This is a genomic window from Acidovorax sp. GW823-FHT01C06, assembly GCF_058798375.1.
In genome coordinates this window covers 233,611-249,649 of record NZ_JBXAKN010000008.1, presented here as the reverse complement: position 1 = coordinate 249,649, position 16,039 = coordinate 233,611, and the positions used below count along the sequence as shown (strand labels likewise).

Below are 16,039 nucleotides of genomic sequence, written 5' to 3'. Positions count from 1 at the left end.
CGGGGGCAAGGCGCGGCCGTGCGGCCGCTCTGGGATAATCCCGCGCCATGAGCGGCAATACTTTCGGATCCCTATTCGCAGTCACCAACTTTGGTGAATCCCACGGCCCGGCCATTGGCTGCGTGATCGACGGCTGTCCGCCCGGCATGGCGCTCGCCGAGGCCGACATCCAGGCCGACCTGGACCGGCGCCGCCCCGGCACCAGCCGCCACGTCACCCAGCGCAACGAGCCCGATGCGGTGGAGATCCTGTCGGGCGTGTACGAAGGCAAGACCACCGGCACGCCGATTGCGCTGCTGATCCGCAACACCGACCAGCGCAGCAAGGACTACAGCAACATCGCCGAGAGCTTTCGCCCCGGCCATGCCGACTACACCTACTGGCACAAGTACGGCATCCGCGACCCGCGCGGCGGAGGCCGGTCTTCCGCCCGCCTGACGGCGCCCACGGTGGCCGCTGGCGCCGTGGCCAAGAAGTGGCTTGCGCAGCGGTACGGCGTGCAGTTCCGCGCCTGCATGACACAGCTGGGCGACCTGTCCATCCCGTTCGAGAGCTGGGACCACGTGCGCAGCAATCCCTTCTTCGCCCCCGTGGCCGACGTGCAGCAGTACGAGGATTACATGGACGCCCTGCGCAAGGCCGGTGATTCCTGCGGTGCCCGCATCCGCGTGCAGGCCACCGGCGTGCCCGTGGGGCTGGGCGAGCCGCTGTACGACAAGCTCGATGCCGACATCGCCCACGCCATGATGGGCCTGAACGCGGTGAAGGGCGTGGAGATCGGGGCGGGCTTTGCCAGCGTGGCCCACCGGGGCACGATGCATGGCGATTCGATGACGCCCCAGGGCTTTCGCACGAACAACGCGGGCGGCGTGCTGGGCGGCATCAGCACCGGGCAGGACCTGGAGGTGAGCATCGCGATCAAGCCCACCAGCTCCATCATCAGCCCGCGCGAATCGATCGATGTGCACGGCAAGAGCACCGAGGTCGTCACCAAGGGCCGCCACGACCCCTGCGTGGGCATCCGCGCTGCGCCCATCGCCGAGGCGCTGCTGGCGCTGGTCGTCATGGACCATGCCCTGCGCCACCGCGCGCAGTGTGGCGATGTGGTGCCGCCGGTGCCGCCCATCCAGGCATCGTTTCTGTAGGAATCGGCATGGCACAGCGCACCGGGCCCGGCCCGGGCGCTTCGCCGCCGTGGTTTGCGGGGCGTGCAGGGATGCGCGCCCTTTTTACTGGACTGGACAAGGCACTCTCCATGCGCAGGTTGTTGGCACAGGCATTCCGTGGTTCAGGATGGGCGCGCGGCGGCGCGGTGCTCGCGGCGGCGGGCGTCCTCGGGGGCCTGCTGGCGGGTTGTGGCACGGCCACGCGATGGGCCGGCGATCCGGCACCCGCGCACATCGACATCACGCTCATCGGCTTCAACGACCTGCATGGCAACATGGAGCCGCCTCGCATGGCGCATGCCGTCCCAAGCCCCGCAGGGCCGGTGGCGGTGCCCGCGGGCGGGATGGCGTACTTCGCGAGCGCCATCGCAGCCCTCAAGGCGCGGGGGCCGCACCACGCGGTCGTGTCCGCCGGCGACATGGTCGGTGCGTCGCCGCTGGTGTCCTCGCTATTCCTGGACGAGCCCACCATCGAGGCCGTCAACGAGATGCAGATCGACTTCAACGCGGTGGGCAACCATGAGTTCGACCGCGGCTGGCGCGAGCTGCTGCGCCTGCAGCAGGGAGGTTGCGAGAAGTTCACGGCGCGCCAGCCCTGCCAGATCAGCCAGCCATTCAAGGGCGCCCGCTTTGGCTTCCTGGCCGCGAACACGGTGCGCGTCGAGGACGGGCGGACACTGCTGCCCGCGACGGGGCTCAAGCGCTTCACGCAGGGTGGCACCACGGTGACGCTGGGCGTCATCGGGCTCACGCTCCAGGCTACGCCCACCATGGTGAGCCCCTCGGGCGTGGCCGGGCTGCGCTTCGAGGACGAGGCGGCCACGGCCAATGCCCTGATTCCCCAGCTCAAGGCGCAGGGCGCCGACGTGATCGCGGTCGTCATCCATGAAGGCGGCAACACCACGGCCGGCGTGCAGGAGACCAGCTGCGCGGGCCTCTCCGGCGACATCGTCCCCATCCTGGAGCGCCTGGACCCCGCGGTGGACGTGGTGGTCTCCGGCCACACGCACCAGGCCTACGTGTGCGACTACGCCCGTGTGAATCCCGCCAGGCCCTTCCTGCTGACCAGTGCAGGCCAGTATGGGACGCTGCTCACCGACATCCAACTGCGTGTGGACACCCGCACGCGCCGCGTGGTGCGCAAGACGGCGCGCAACGTCATCGTGCAGGGAGAGGCCTTCACTGGCAGCCAGGGACACGTGCCCATGACCTCGGCCGTGCCTTCCTTCCCGGCCGATCCGGCGGTGCAAAAGATCGTCGACACCTACCGCGCGGCGGCCATACCGCTGGCGCAGCGCCCGGTGGGGCAGGCCGTGTCGGCCCTGCGCCGCGTGCTGACGCCCTCGCTGGAGAGCGCCCTGGGCAACCTGGTCGCCGATGCGCAGCTCCACGCCACGCGCGCGCCGGAGCAGGGCGGGGCGCAGCTGTCCTTCATGAACCCGGGGGGGCTGCGTGCCGACCTGGTGCCGGATGCGCAGGGCCTGGTGCGCTACGGGCAGCTGTTTGCCGTGCAGCCCTTTGGCAACCAGCTGGTCGTGAAGACCTTCACGGGCGCGCAGATCAGGGCGGTGCTGGAGCAGCAGTTCGCCAGCGGCAGCAACACCGTGCAGCGGCCCCGCGTGCTGTCGGTCTCATCGGGCTTTGCCTACCAGTTCGACCTGTCCCGGCCGGCGGGCGAGCGCGTCAGCCAGATGGTGCTGCAGGGTGCTGCGCTGCGCGACGACATGCAGGTGCGCGTGGTGATGAGCAGCTACCTCGACAGCGGCGGAGACAACTTCACCGTGCTGACCGAAGGGCGCGACCGCCTGGTGGGCGGGCTGGACCTGGACGCGCTGGAGGCCTACTTCCGCACGCAGAGTCCGGTGGCCGTGCCTGCTACCAACCGCATCACGTCCGTCGCGCGCGCCGTGCGTTGAGCGGCGGCGGCTATTCCTTGCCCGGGCGCAGTGCCCCCAGCCAGCGCAGCGGGTTGAAGCCCGTGACCAGGCCGGTGGCCACCAGCACGAGCACGCCGCCCCAGAGCATGCCGGGGCCCAGGGCCTCGCCCAGGAACACATGCCCCCAGGCCACCCCGAACAGCGGGATCATGAACGCGGAACTCATCGCCGCCACCGGGGATACCTGGGCGAGCACGCGCAGGTTGAGCCAGTAGGCCAGGCCCGAGGTGGCGATGCCCATGACCGCCACCGCCGCCACGGCCCCGGGGGTGAAGCGGGCTTCGGGCAGGCTCCATGCGGCGCCCGGCAGCAGCAGCACCAGCGCGGCGGCGTGGATGCCCGCGGCGATCGACAGGGGCGACATGCGCGTGGTGGCCCGCTTCATCCAGGTGGTGGAGACCCCGTAGCAGGCCGACGCGATGATGCAGGCCAGTGCCGCGACCAGCAGGGACGGCGTGGGCTCCACCGGGCCGAGCTGCACGATCAGGGCCACGCCCGCGAAGCCGCACAGGCAGCCCAGCCACTTGCGCTGGCTCAGCGTGTCTTCCTTCATCCACGCGGCCGCGAGCACGCTGAAGGGAACGGCCATCGTGTTGAGCAATGAGCTGTAGCCCGCCGGCAGGTGCAAGGCTGCCCAGGCATACAGCAGGAACGGCACCGCCACGGTGAGCGTGCCCAGCCCGAACAGCTCGCGCCAGTGGCGCCACGGCCAGGGCTCGCCGGCCGCCCGCATGATGGCGACCAGGGTCAGCGTGCCCAGCCCGATGCGCAGGGCGGCCATCACGTTGGGCCCCAGCAGCGGGCTTGCGATGCGGATGAAGAGAAACGAAGCGCCCCAGAGGGCCGACAGCAGCACCAGCTGCAGGAAGTGGCGGGTTTTCACCGCAGGCATTGTCGGGCAGCCGCGGTGTTTCTGTGCACCAGGGGGGTGTTTTGCCCATGAAAATAGCCTCTGGCGCTTTTACTTCAAGCGCCGAAAGCTATATTTTTGATAGCGTATCGCCAAGGTGGCCGCTGGGCCTGGCTGGCTGGCGGCGGGTGCGTGGGCAGCCCAGCCCGGCAACAAACGGGCCGTGGGCGCCGCGGCGGCTATTTGCGCACTTCGTCCACCATCGCGCGGAAGTCGTCGATGTCCTCGAAACTGCGGTACACGCTGGCAAAGCGGATGTAGGCCACCTTGTCGAGCTTCTTGAGCTCGCGCATGACCAGCTCGCCGATGCGGCTGGAGATCACTTCGCGCTGGCCGAGGTTGAGCAGCTTTTCCTCGATGCGCTCGATGGCGCTGTCGATCTGGTCCGTGCTGACCGGGCGCTTGCGCAGCGCCAGATTGAAGGAAGCGAGCAGCTTGGCGCGTTCGTACTCGATGCGCCGGCCATCCTTCTTCACGATGGCAGGGAAGCTCACTTCCGGCCGTTCGTAGGTGGTGAAGCGCTTGTCGCACGCGCCGCACTGGCGGCGGCGGCGGATGAACACCCCATCTTCAGAAACCCGCGTTTCGACGACTTGCGTTTCCAGGTTGCTGCAGAAGGGGCATTTCATGGCGGCTGCTGACCGGTGAAGTTAACGGTAGACCGGGAAGCGGGCCGTCAGCGCATTGACCTTGGCACGCACCGCCGCGATGTTGGCCTCGTCGCGGGGGTTGTCCAGCACATCGGCGATCAGGTTGGCCGTGATGCGGGCTTCTTCTTCCTTGAAGCCGCGCGTGGTCATGGCGGGGGTGCCAATGCGCACGCCGCTGGTCACCATCGGCTTTTCGGGGTCGTTGGGGATCGCGTTCTTGTTGATGGTCATGTGGGCGGCGCCCAGCACAGCCTCGGCTTCCTTGCCCGTGATGCCCTTGGCACGAAGGTCCACCAGCATCACGTGGCTTTGCGTGCCGCCGGAGACGATGCGCAGGCCGCGCGCGGTCAGTGTCTCGGCCACCACCTTGGCGTTCTTGGCCACCTGCTCCTGGTAGGCCTTGAACTCGGGCTGCAGCGCTTCCTTGAAGGCCACGGCCTTGGCAGCGATCACGTGCATCAGCGGGCCGCCTTGCAGGCCGGGGAAGATGGCGCTGTTGATGGCCTTCTCGTGCTCGGCCTTCATCAGGATGATGCCGCCACGGGGGCCGCGCAGGCTCTTGTGCGTGGTGCTGGTGACCACGTCGGCATGCGGCACCGGGTTGGGGTACACACCCGCGGCGATCAGGCCGGCGTAGTGGGCCATGTCCACCATGAAGATCGCGCCCACGTCCTTGGCCACCTTGGCAAAGCGTGCGAAGTCGATGTGCAGGCTGTAGGCCGAGGCACCGGCGATGATGAGCTTGGGGCGGGTTTCGTGCGCCTTCTTCTCCATGGCGTCGTAGTCCAGAGCTTCGTTGGCATCGAGGCCGTAGGAGACCACGTTGAACCACTTGCCCGACATGTTCAGCGGCATGCCGTGCGTGAGGTGGCCGCCTTCGGCCAGGCTCATGCCCATGATGGTGTCGCCGGGCTTGAGGAACGCGAGGAACACGGCCTCGTTGGCGGATGCGCCGCAGTGGGGCTGCACGTTGGCGGCCTCGGCACCGAAGATCTGCTTGACGCGGTCGATGGCCAGCTGCTCGGCCACGTCCACATGCTCGCAGCCACCGTAGTAGCGCTTGCCGGGATAGCCTTCGGCGTACTTGTTGGTCAACTGCGTGCCCTGCGCCCACATCACGGCGGGGGAGGCGTAGTTCTCGCTCGCGATCAGCTCGATGTGGTGCTCTTGCCGGGCGTTTTCAGCCTGGATGGCGGCAAAGAGCTCGGGGTCGGTTTGTTCGACAAGAATATTGCGGTCGTACATGATTGGCAGTCCTATGAACTTGTGTCCCTTGAAACAAGGGCTGCCCAGGCGAACGGCGGAACGCAGAAGGATGAACCCCGTGCGGCACGCTTCCCAGTGGTTCACAAGGGGCAAGCCCTTGCTGGTTTCCACGTCAGCGGCAGCACCCTGTGTGCGGGATGCCGCGCCTATCGCCAGTCGCGTACCCCGCTAGTGTAGCTGACGTGGCATGCGCAACCTGTGTCGCATCGCGCGAAGTGCCGTGCGCCCCGGGGTCATGGCGCCCCGGCCGGCGGCACAGGATCGGCTCAGAGCCCCGTCAGCAGGGCCACCTTGTCGGCCGCCACCGCCGCTGGCGTCGCGGGCGGCGCAGACACCGGGATGACCTGGGCGGGTGCCTGGGTGGACAGCGTGGGCGGTGGCGCGGTGGGCATGGAGCGGCCACCGGCCACCTGGCGCAGGCGGAAATGCTCGGCCATCACCTTGGCGGCATAACCGCCGTCGTCGGCCAGGTTGCCGGCGCCCACGTAAAAGCGCAGCCCGCCTTCCACGGAACCCGCGCGCGAAATGCATTCCTGCAGGACCTTCACGCCCACGCGCAGGTTGCTCACGGGATCGAAGGCCGCAAAGTGCCCCCCGAAGTTCTGGTACTTGTCGGTATGTACGTTGGTCATCACCTGCATCAGCCCCTGGGCGCCCACCGCGCTTTGCGCAAACGGGTTGAAGCTCGACTCGATGGCCATGATGGCCAGGATCAGCGTGGGATCGATCTTGGACTTCGCGCCAATTTCATAGGCCTCTGCCACCAGCACGCTCAGCGGCTCGGGGGCAACGCGGTACTTCTTGCTGAGCCAGAACGCGACGGCGGCCTGCTCCTGGGGCAGGTCCTTGGGATTGCCCGCCGTGGCGCGCTCGCTGGCCTCCGGCTCGATGGGCATGCCAAGCACTTCCACCTGGCGGGCCTGCAGCCAGTTCATCAATTGCGCTTCGCCTGCCTGGCGCAGGTCCGGGCGGGCCGTGAGGGTGATCACGACAAAGGCCACAGCCAGGCCGATGAGGGCGAAGCTGTTGTGGGTGATTTCAAGAAAACCTTCGGTCACGTCGGCCACGAAGGTCCGCACGCCGGAGACTATTTTTCCTGACGCTGTCATAGCTCTTCCTTTCTGAAGCGCCGCACTGAGCCTGGGCAGTCATCGGTGACTGTCCCGTCTCAGCGGGTCGCCTGGATTGGTACGCCATCAAGTGGGCCGCACATCTCTGGGGTGCTTTGGGCCTGGTTTGACTTAGCCGGGTTCGGCAGCGGGTTGGGGTTTTTACTAGCCTGTTTTTGGGGCTGGCGGATTCTAGGAGGTCACTAAATGCTTAGTCAATACTAATGAATTAAATCATTAGACTAATAAGTTATAAAAAACATGTAAAAAATCACAGTTTTTGGGGTGCCGGCGGACGTTTGGGGCCTGTGGCCTCAGGCGGGTTGTTACAAGCTCATGTCAAATTCAATCGGTGGACTTTTCGCCATTGAGAATCCAGTTTGAACTGCGGCAACTACTTTGGTAAGGTTCAGTTGCCTGTTGATTTCAGGCATCGCCAGACGAAACCAAGTCTCCCTCCAAAGGCATTCAGTGCCCTGGTGCAGCAGATGAGGATTCCAAGGCACCCCCTGGAGGCAATACCTTGCCTCCTCGCAGTGTGGACCTTCATCTCCGCATTTGCGACCGATGGCAAAGACCGTTGTGTCAGCCGTCAAGCCCGGCAGGCAGGCCTTGAGGCACTGTCCGCCGGGCTTTCTTGTTTGTGCTGGCGGGCTGTCTGGGCTAGCGGCGCTTATATATAGATAATGGGGGCTGTTCCCTAGAGCGGCGACAGTTCGCCCGGAGTCGCGGGCGATGCCCCTTGCGGGGGTCGCAGCATGTCAGCCCGTCTGGCAAAGCCTTGTGCCAGATCACCCTCGGGGTTTGGCGCAGCGCCATGCTGCGGTCTGTTGGCCGAACCCGGTGAAAATAGTCTCCTTGTTGCCTTGGCGCGCGTGCAGTGCGGTTGCCAGGGCGGGCCTCCAGGCAATGCGCCTGGGGGAGCCTTTGTTATCCATTGGATCCATGTTTCCATTTTTTTCCCGCAGCAAAATGTCCGACGCACCTGAAGTGAATCCGGCCCCGGCCAAAACCCATGAGCCGCATCCGCTTGATGCGTTGACCGGCGGCGCCTTTTCTGCCGCCACCTCTGGTGAGCGCGCCTCCCGCATCCGCGACTGGCTGGCCACGCAGCCTGCCCCGGAGCAGTTGCAGGAGGTCTTCAAGGAGTTGAGCGGCCGTGACAAGGGCGCAGCCCGCGCGGTGCGAGAGCGCCTTGACGAAATCCGCCGCGCCAAGGGGCAGGAGGCCATCGCCGCCGAGTGGGCGGAAAAGGCACAGGCCCTTCTTGCGGCCCCTAAGCTCAATATCGCCGATGCCATGGCCTGGCAGCGCGATGCGGCCAAGGCCGGTGCGCCGCTGTCGCGCGAGCCGTTGTCGCTGCTCAAGGTGCAGGTCGCGGACCGTGTGAAAGTGATCGAAGACCTGCAGCATCGCGTGCAGGTGCAGCGGGAGGCCGCCGTGCTGCTGGCCCAGCGCATCGAAGTGCTTTCCACCAAGCCCTGGCGCGATGCGCAGGCGGCGCTCGAACTCCTGCGTGCCGATGTGGCGCGCTGGCAGGAACAGGCACAGGAACTCACCAGCGATGCCAGCTGGGCGAGCGTGGAAGCGCGCTTTCCTGCGCTGCTCGATGCGTCGCGCACCCAGTTGCTGGTGGTGTGGGAGGCTTTCCAGCCCGCCGTCGCCCAGGCCGTGGCGGCCGCGGCCGATGCGAGCGCTGCACTGCCGCCCGTGCCCGTATGGGCCGACGAGCTGCGCGCCGCGCGCGGCCTGCCCACGGAGGCCGCTGCTGCGGCGGCCACGGCCAAGCCTGCGCGTGCGGCCAAGCCCAAGGCGGCTCCTGAAGTGATCGAGAAGGCCGCGCAAAGCGTGCGCGAAGCCCTGGCCGTCCTCGAAAAGGAAACCGCCGAAGGCCATGGCAAGGCCAGCGCGGGTGCTGCAGCCGCGCTGCGCGCCGTGCTCAAGGTGCATGGAAAGCACATCGACAATGCCCTGGAGCAGCAGGTGCACGCGGCCCTGGTGGCGGCTGGCGAGCTGGAGGGCTGGCAGCGCTGGAGTGCCGACCAGGTGCGCGAGGACCTGGTGGCCAAGGCCGAGGCCTTGCTCAACCGTCCTGAAGGCCAGGCCCTGGGTGGCCGCAAGATGCAGGAAATCCTGCGCAACCTGCGCGACCAATGGAAGCAGGCGGACCAGGGGGGCGCACCCAACCATGCGCTGTGGAAAAAATTCGATGAAGCCTGCAACGCGGCCCACAAGGTGGTCGAGGCCTGGCTGGACAAGATCCGCACGGAGGCTGCCGAGCACAAGGCGCAGCGCCTGGCACTGATCGAGGAGCTCAAGGCATGGTCGCAAGCGCACGCGGCGTCGGGTGACTGGAAGGCCATCAACCGCGCGCTCCACCAGTTTGGCGACCGCTGGCGCGAAGGTGGTCATGTGGGCGAGAAGATCTTTGCCGAGCTGCAGCCCTTGTGGAAGCAGGCCATCGCCTCGGCGGCGGCCCCGCTGGAAGCAGCCCAGAAGGAGAGCCTGGCGCGTCGCCACGCCATGATCGACGAAGCCACCGCATTGGGGGCTGCGCCCGCGCTGCGCATCGATGCGGTCAAGGCGCTCCAGCAGCGCTGGCAGGCCGAGGCGCAGACGGTGCCACTGGACCGCAAGCACGAGCAAAAGCTGTGGGACGCGTTCCGCAAGCCCATCGACGAGGCTTTCAACCGCAAGTCCGCAGACCGTGAGCGCGCAGTCACCGAATTGAGCGCCCGCGACCGCGTGGTGCTGGAGGCCTCCAAGTCCCTGGAAGCCGCCAATGCGACGGGGGATGCGCAGCAGATCCGCTCTGCCATGCAGGCGCTGGAGGCCGCGCTGCGCGGTCAGGCGCAGGCCGCGCAGGCCGTGGCCTCGGCGCAGAAGGACGAGCAGAGCCAGTCCGCCATGGCGGCTGAATCCGCTTCGGAAGCTCCGGCGGATCCGGTGGCCGAGGGTGTGGAGGCGGAGCCGGTGGCTTGCGCACCGGCGCCCGTGGCACCCAAGCCCGTGGCGCGGCCCGTGGTGGCCGTGCGCGGTGACGACCGGCCGGGCATGAAGAAGGATGCGCCTGCTGCGCCGGGCCGTGGTGCGCGCCCCGGCGACCGCAGGGATGGCCGCCCTGGCGACCGTGATGCCGGCCGTGGCGGCCCGCGTCCAGACGGTCGTTTTGGCGACCGCAATGACCGGGGTGGCCGTTTCGGCGACCGTCCTGCGCAGGAAGACCGGGGCCCGCGCCTGGGAGACACCGCTTTCCGCGCGCAGCGCGAAGCCATGGAGCATGCCCAGCTGGCCCTGAAAAAACTGGCGGCGCAAGCCCACGGCGAGGCACTGACGCAATTGCTGACCGCGTGGGAAAAGCGCGACGCGGGCCTGGTGCCCAGCACGCAGGATCTCGGAGCGGGTGTGACTGCATCGGTGCGCAACGCCTGGGCGCAGGCCCTGTCGGCGGCGCCGAAGGGCGATGCCTCGGAAGCGCTGCTGCGCCTGGAGGTGGCCGCAGAGGCGCCCACGCCCGCGGAGCACATCGCCGCCCGGCGCATGCTGCAGCTGCAACTGCTCACGCGCCGCAACGATCCCGCGCCAGCGCAGACCTGGGGGCAGGACGCGGCCCGCGTGCTGGCCAGCGCCAGCGACGCGGCCAATGCGCGCCGCCTTCAGAACGCACTCAAGGCACTGCTGCGCAAGTAAGAGGGCCAAAGAAGCGATGGCTGGCGGGTTGCCGGTGCACATCCGGCCTTTCGAGGCGGCCGATGAGGCTGCCGCGGTGGCGCTGTGGCACGACTGCGGGCTCGTCCGCCCCTGGAACGATCCTCACAAGGACATCGCCCGCAAGCTTCTGGTGCAGCCAGAACTTTTTCTGGTGGCGGTGGTGCCGGCGCGAGACGGCATGGCGGAACGGCTCGTGGGCACCGCCATGGCGGGCTATGACGGCCACCGGGGCTCCGTGTACTACCTCGCGGTGGCGCCGGGGCATCAGCGGCTGGCGCTGGGGCGCCGTCTCATGGCGGAGGTGGAGCTGCGCTTGCTGCGGCTCGGGTGTCCCAAGGTCAATGTGCTGGTGCGCACCAGCAATGCCCGGGTCCTGCATTTCTACGATGCCCTCGGCTATGCGCGCGACGAGGCGTTTTCATTGGGCAAGCGGTTGATACCTGATCTTTGAGCAGGGCCGGGGAGGGCTTGTCCGGAGCGTGGACTGCGCAGGGCATTGATGGCCACGAAGAGCCGCCCGTTGCCCGCCTGTCGAGGGCGGGGCAGGAATAAAAAAAGCCGTTGCGGTTGCAACGGCTTTTTTATTGTTTGGTGCCCAGGAGAGGACTCGAACCTCCACGATGTTACTCGCTAGTACCTGAAACTAGTGCGTCTACCAATTCCGCCACCTGGGCTTTCAGATCAGCCTCGAATTATAGAACAAGTAATTGCGGCTTCTGGCGAGTGGATGAAGATTTTTTTAAATTCATTCCGCCAGCGTCTCGGGAAGCGGCGTCGGGGCATGGAGGCGGGAAATAAAAAAGCCGCTGTATTCACAGCGGCTTCGATATTTTGAAAACCTTCACAGGTTCTCGTTAAACTTGGTGCCCAGGAGAGGACTCGAACCTCCACGATGTTACTCGCTAGTACCTGAAACTAGTGCGTCTACCAATTCCGCCACCTGGGCATTTCAGGAAAGACTAAGATTGTATATCAAAAAAACCACCCCCGGCGCGCAGTCCGCGCATCTGTCGGACGAAATTGAAGGCAGCGTGCAGGGGCACCGTGACGGACACGGTTTTGTCATCCGCGACGATGGCGAAGGCGACATCTATATCCCCCCCAACGAAATGCGCGCTGTCCTGCACAAGGACCGCGTGCGCGTGCGCATCGTGCGCCAGGACCGGCGCGGCCGCCCCGAGGGCCGCGTGGTCGAGATCATCGAGCGCCCGCCCCAGCCCATCATCGGCCGCCTGCTGCAGGAAAGCGGCGTCTGGCTGGTGGCGCCCGAGGACAAGCGCTACGGGCAGGATGTACTGATCCCCAAGGGTGCCACCGGCGCCGCCAAGCCCGGCCAGGTGGTCGTGGTCGAATTGACCGAGCCGCCGGCCCTGTTCGGCCAGCCCGTGGGCCGCATCACCGAAGTGCTCGGCGAGGTGGATGACCCCGGCATGGAGATCGAGATTGCGGTGCGCAAGTACGGCGTGCCGCACGAGTTCTCGGCCGAGTGCCTGGCCCAGGCCAAGGAACTGCCCGACAAGGTGCGCGCGCAGGACAAGAAGCGCCGCGTGGACCTGACCGACGTGCCCCTGGTCACCATCGACGGCGAGGACGCGCGCGATTTCGATGACGCCGTGTACTGCGAGCCCGCCAAGGTCGGCCGCGCCAAGGGCTGGCGCCTGCTGGTGGCCATCGCCGACGTGAGCCACTACGTGGAGACCGGCAGCGCCATCGACATCGATGCCTATGACCGCGCCACCAGCGTCTACTTCCCGCGCCGCGTGATCCCCATGCTGCCCGAGAAGCTTTCCAACGGCCTGTGCTCGCTCAACCCCGAGGTCGAGCGCCTGTGCATGGTCTGCGACATGCTGGTCACCGCCAAGGGCGAGGTGCATGCCTACCAGTTCTACCCGGCCGTGATGTTCAGCCATGCGCGGTTCACGTACACCGAGGTCGCGGCCATTCTGGCCAACACGCGCGGGCCCGAGGCCAGCAAGCGCAAGGACCGCGTGAAGGACCTGCTCAACCTGCATGACGTGTACCGCGCCCTGCTGGTGGCGCGCCAGCAGCGTGGCGCGGTGGACTTCGAGACCACCGAGACGCAGATCATCTGCGACGAGAACGGCCGCATCGAGAAGATCGTGCCGCGCACCCGCAACGATGCGCACAAGCTCATCGAGGAGGCCATGCTGGCCGCCAACGTGTGCAGCGCCGACTTCATCGCGCAGGGCGGCCAGCCCGGCCTGTTCCGCGTGCACGAAGGCCCCACGCCCGAGAAGCAGGAAATCCTGCGCAACTACCTCAAGGCCATGGCCGTGGGCATGACCATCGGCGACGATCCCAAGCCCGCCGAGTTCCAGGCCATCGCCGAGGCCACCAAGGACCGGCCGGACGCGCAGCAGATCCACACCATGCTGCTGCGCTCCATGCAGCAGGCCATCTACACGCCCGTCAACAGCGGCCACTTCGGCCTGGCGTTCGAGGCCTACACGCACTTCACCAGCCCCATCCGGCGCTATCCCGACCTGCTGGTGCACCGGGTCATCAAGGCCATCCTGGGCAAGACCAAATACGCGCTGCCGTCGCTGCCGACGCCGGGCGAGGCCCACGCCAAGCTGGCCAAGCGCCTGGCCGCCCGCGTGGCGGCGCCCGGCACCAAGCCGCGCAAGGACGTGAAGCCGCCGAGCCGCGATACGCAGGCCTGGGAGGCCGCGGGCCTGCACTGCAGCGCCAACGAGCGCCGTGCCGACGAGGCCAGCCGCGACGTGGAAGCCTGGCTCAAGTGCAAGTACATGCGCGAGCACCTGGGCGAGGAGTACAGCGGCGTGGTCAGCGCGGCGACGAGCTTCGGCATCTTCGTCACGCTCGACGCGATGTACGTCGAAGGCCTGGTGCACATCACCGAGCTGGGTGGCGAGTACTTCAAGTTCGACGAGGCGCGCCAGGAGCTGCGCGGCGAGCGCACCGGCATCCGCTACGCCATCGGCGCGCGGGTGCGGGTGCAGGTCAGCCGCGTGGACCTCGATGGTCGCAAGATCGACTTCCGCCTGGTGCGCGAGGGGGAGGAGCTGCTCGGCCGCGCGCTCAAGGACAAGGGCGTTGCCTCCGACGGCCCCGGCGGCGCGCGCAAGGCGGGGGGCCGCCCGGCAGCCCGCAAGCGTGGCCCCGCGCCCGAGGCGTCCAGCACCGAACTCGCATCGCTCACGCGTGAGCGCGCGGCCCGCTCGCCCATCCAGGAGCTCAAGGCCTCGGTGAAAAAGGCCGCGGCCGGCAGCAAGTCCGGCAAGGGCAAGGGGCGCAAGCCGCGCCGGGGCTGACCCACCCGGCTTCCACCCGGGGTGAACCGTCTCCCGGGCGGGAGTTTGCTATATATTTGATAGCTTCCAGCGCTTTCCAGAAGAGCGCCAGGGGTCGATTCAATGGGATTTCTCTGACATGGAGCGGGAGGGCCGCGCCCCGGGGTGTCGCAGGAATTCCGCATACCGCAGCGCCGTGTCCCGGGGCGCTTCCATCATCGGCAGGTGGCCCACCCCGCGCAGTGCCTCCACCTGTGCTCCCGGCAGGGCCGCCTTCAGGGGCCGCATGCCGGAGGGGTGGAAGACGCGGTCACTTTCGCCCCACAGGACCAGAGTGGGGTGCTGCTCGAGGGCGGCGAGCTTTTCCTGCAGCAGATAGCGGTCCTTGAGCTGTGCATCCCAGAGCCGCGCATTGGATGCCGCGTTGCGCAGCGCGTCCTGCTGCGTGGCGTGCAGGATGGGATACGGCAGGAAAGGGCGTTTCTCGAACACCAGCGCCATCATGGCGTCGAACGCCGCGGGGTCGTGCGCCACGAGCGGGCGCTGCCCGCTGTCGATGAGGTGGTCCATGGCGCTGGGTTGCGGTGAACGGATGCCGTGTGGTGCTCCGATGAAGGCCACGCTCGCCACGCGCTCGGGGTGTGCTGCGGCGAACAGCGCCGCGATCGTGCCCCCCATGGAGTTGCCTGCCAGATGGGCCTTTTCAATGCCCAGTGCATCGAGCAGGCTGCGCAGGCGTTCGGTGTGGGCGGCGTAGTCATAGGCCTGGTCCTCGCGGCGCGTGCTTTCTCCGAACCCCGGCAGGTCTGGCGCGATCACCCGGTGGGTGGCTGTGAGCGGGCGGGCGAACTCCACCCAGTGGTCCTTCTCGGCAAAGATGCCGTGCAAGAGGACGACCGGAACGCGGGGGGAACTGGTGGCGCCCTGCGCCGGGGGCCCTGGCGTGGCGCCGCTGTCCAGGTAGTGGATCTGGTGCATCGCGGCGGCGACGGTCTTTTCCTCCAGGCCCGACAGGCTGCGATTGAGCGCGAGCAAGGGCTCCGTGAACAACGAGGGGGCACCGTGGTACAGCGCCGTGGCGGCGAGCGCGAAAGCTGCCACGGCAGCAAGGACAATGCGTTTCAAGGAGGGGTCTCCAGAGGTTGTCGTGGGTGGGCCGGCGCACGCCTGTCCTGCCCGCGCGGGGGCATTGGAATGGGGGGCATGGACGGGGATGGCGAAGGCTATCGGGAACCGTGCGAGAAAACTTGTATGTTTGGGCTATGCGCATGCCAGCACGGAACACACTGACCTTGGGCGCCGACCGTGCGCTGTATCTGGGCGACCTTCCCTCCACGGGCTGGCACTGCCATGCGTCGCCGGTGCTGCTCATCGGCCTGTCGGGGCGCTTTGCCTTGCACTGGCAGCCGGGGCGGGTGGAGACGTGCCACAGCGCGCTGGTGGCCGCCGGGGTGGAACATGTGTTCGACCCCTGCGGAGAGCACGTGGCGCTGATGTACCTGGAGCCCGACTCTCCCGAGGCGCGGGGTCTGCGGGGCCCGTTCCAGCAGCACGATGGTGTGGTCCTCGACGCGGCCAGGGCCGTGGGCTCGCGCAGCGCCATGGACGCTTACCTGCGCCACTTCGATCTGCAGGCCCTGCTGCGGTGCGGGGGTGGGCATGCTGCGGCGCCCCTGGATCCGCGCGTGGCGCGCGGCCTGCTGGCCCTGCGAAGCCCCCGGGACGGGCGGTGGGCGCGCGAGGGGCTGGCGTCATCCGTGCAGCTGTCGGCCTCGCGTTTCAACCACCTGTTCCGGGCGGAGATGGGCGTCAGCCTGCGCCGCTACCAGGTGTGGTCGCAGGTACGGCTGGCCATGGCGAACCTCGCGGTCAGCCCCCGGCTGACGGATGCTGCGCTGCAGGGCGCGTTCTCCGATTCGGCGCATTTCAGCCGCATGTTCCGGCAGACCTTTGGCATGACCCCCTCCAGCGTGCTCAAGCCCCTGAAGGAGGTCACGCTGGTGGGCCGGTGAAGG

The 16,039-nt window shown here is 67.4% G+C and carries 11 protein-coding genes, 2 tRNA genes and 1 riboswitch; of the genes, 6 read left to right on the top strand and 7 right to left on the bottom strand.

Annotated features, from left to right (window positions below; translation table 11 throughout):
• The first annotated feature begins 47 nt into the window (after positions 1-47).
• Both aroC and AC1RCS_RS17630 read left to right on the top strand, forming a co-directional pair.
• On the top strand, positions 48-1,145 hold the full coding sequence (aroC, locus tag AC1RCS_RS17635) for a chorismate synthase (protein WP_218297718.1): 1,098 nt from the start codon (positions 48-50) through the stop codon (positions 1,143-1,145).
• Between the two features lie 110 nt (positions 1,146-1,255).
• Entirely contained in the window at positions 1,256-3,082 is a 1,827-nt protein-coding gene (locus AC1RCS_RS17630) for a bifunctional metallophosphatase/5'-nucleotidase (protein ID WP_492245423.1), read from the top strand.
• Positions 3,083-3,092: 10 nt separating this feature from the next.
• On the opposite strand, the gene AC1RCS_RS17625 is transcribed toward AC1RCS_RS17630, so the two are convergent.
• From AC1RCS_RS17625 to AC1RCS_RS17610, 4 genes are all read right to left on the bottom strand, one after another.
• Positions 3,093-3,995, bottom strand: a complete 903-nt coding sequence (locus AC1RCS_RS17625; RefSeq protein ID WP_492245424.1) for a DMT family transporter — start codon at positions 3,993-3,995, stop codon at positions 3,093-3,095.
• A gap of 197 nt (positions 3,996-4,192) precedes the next feature.
• On the bottom strand, positions 4,193-4,642 hold the full coding sequence (nrdR, locus tag AC1RCS_RS17620) for a transcriptional regulator NrdR (protein ID WP_218297715.1): 450 nt from the start codon (positions 4,640-4,642) through the stop codon (positions 4,193-4,195).
• A gap of 21 nt (positions 4,643-4,663) precedes the next feature.
• Positions 4,664-5,908 carry a serine hydroxymethyltransferase gene (glyA, locus tag AC1RCS_RS17615; RefSeq protein WP_218297714.1) on the bottom strand — a complete coding sequence of 415 codons (1,245 nt, stop codon included), beginning with the start codon at positions 5,906-5,908 and terminating at the stop codon, positions 4,664-4,666.
• A gap of 35 nt (positions 5,909-5,943) precedes the next feature.
• Positions 5,944-6,099, bottom strand: a riboswitch (ZMP/ZTP riboswitch).
• 96 nt (positions 6,100-6,195) lie between these two features.
• Positions 6,196-7,038 (bottom strand): lytic transglycosylase domain-containing protein, encoded by an 843-nt coding sequence (locus AC1RCS_RS17610; protein WP_492245425.1) that lies wholly within the window; start codon positions 7,036-7,038, stop codon positions 6,196-6,198.
• Between the two features lie 945 nt (positions 7,039-7,983).
• On the opposite strand from AC1RCS_RS17610, the gene AC1RCS_RS17605 reads away from it, so the two are divergent.
• Together AC1RCS_RS17605 and AC1RCS_RS17600 are read left to right on the top strand one after the other, a co-directional pair.
• Positions 7,984-10,728: a DUF349 domain-containing protein gene (locus tag AC1RCS_RS17605; protein WP_492245426.1), complete on the top strand. Its 2,745-nt coding sequence runs from the start codon at positions 7,984-7,986 to the stop codon at positions 10,726-10,728.
• Between the two features lie 34 nt (positions 10,729-10,762).
• Positions 10,763-11,200: a GNAT family acetyltransferase gene (locus AC1RCS_RS17600; RefSeq protein ID WP_492245516.1), complete on the top strand. Its 438-nt coding sequence runs from the start codon at positions 10,763-10,765 to the stop codon at positions 11,198-11,200.
• Between the two features lie 138 nt (positions 11,201-11,338).
• Here AC1RCS_RS17600 and AC1RCS_RS17595 read toward each other — a convergent pair.
• Positions 11,339-11,423: transfer RNA gene (locus tag AC1RCS_RS17595), tRNA-Leu, on the bottom strand.
• 187 nt (positions 11,424-11,610) lie between these two features.
• Positions 11,611-11,695, bottom strand: a tRNA-Leu gene (locus AC1RCS_RS17590).
• A gap of 19 nt (positions 11,696-11,714) precedes the next feature.
• Here AC1RCS_RS17590 and rnr point away from each other — a divergent pair.
• Complete coding sequence (rnr, locus tag AC1RCS_RS17585) at positions 11,715-14,045, top strand: ribonuclease R (RefSeq protein ID WP_218297710.1); 2,331 nt, start codon at positions 11,715-11,717, stop codon at positions 14,043-14,045.
• A gap of 99 nt (positions 14,046-14,144) precedes the next feature.
• On the opposite strand, the gene AC1RCS_RS17580 is transcribed toward rnr, so the two are convergent.
• Positions 14,145-15,149 carry an alpha/beta fold hydrolase gene (locus AC1RCS_RS17580; RefSeq protein ID WP_492245427.1) on the bottom strand — a complete coding sequence of 335 codons (1,005 nt, stop codon included), beginning with the start codon at positions 15,147-15,149 and terminating at the stop codon, positions 14,145-14,147.
• 167 nt (positions 15,150-15,316) lie between these two features.
• On the opposite strand from AC1RCS_RS17580, the gene AC1RCS_RS17575 reads away from it, so the two are divergent.
• Positions 15,317-16,036 carry a helix-turn-helix transcriptional regulator gene (locus AC1RCS_RS17575; RefSeq protein ID WP_492245428.1) on the top strand — a complete coding sequence of 240 codons (720 nt, stop codon included), beginning with the start codon at positions 15,317-15,319 and terminating at the stop codon, positions 16,034-16,036.
• Positions 16,037-16,039 lie beyond the last annotated feature (3 nt).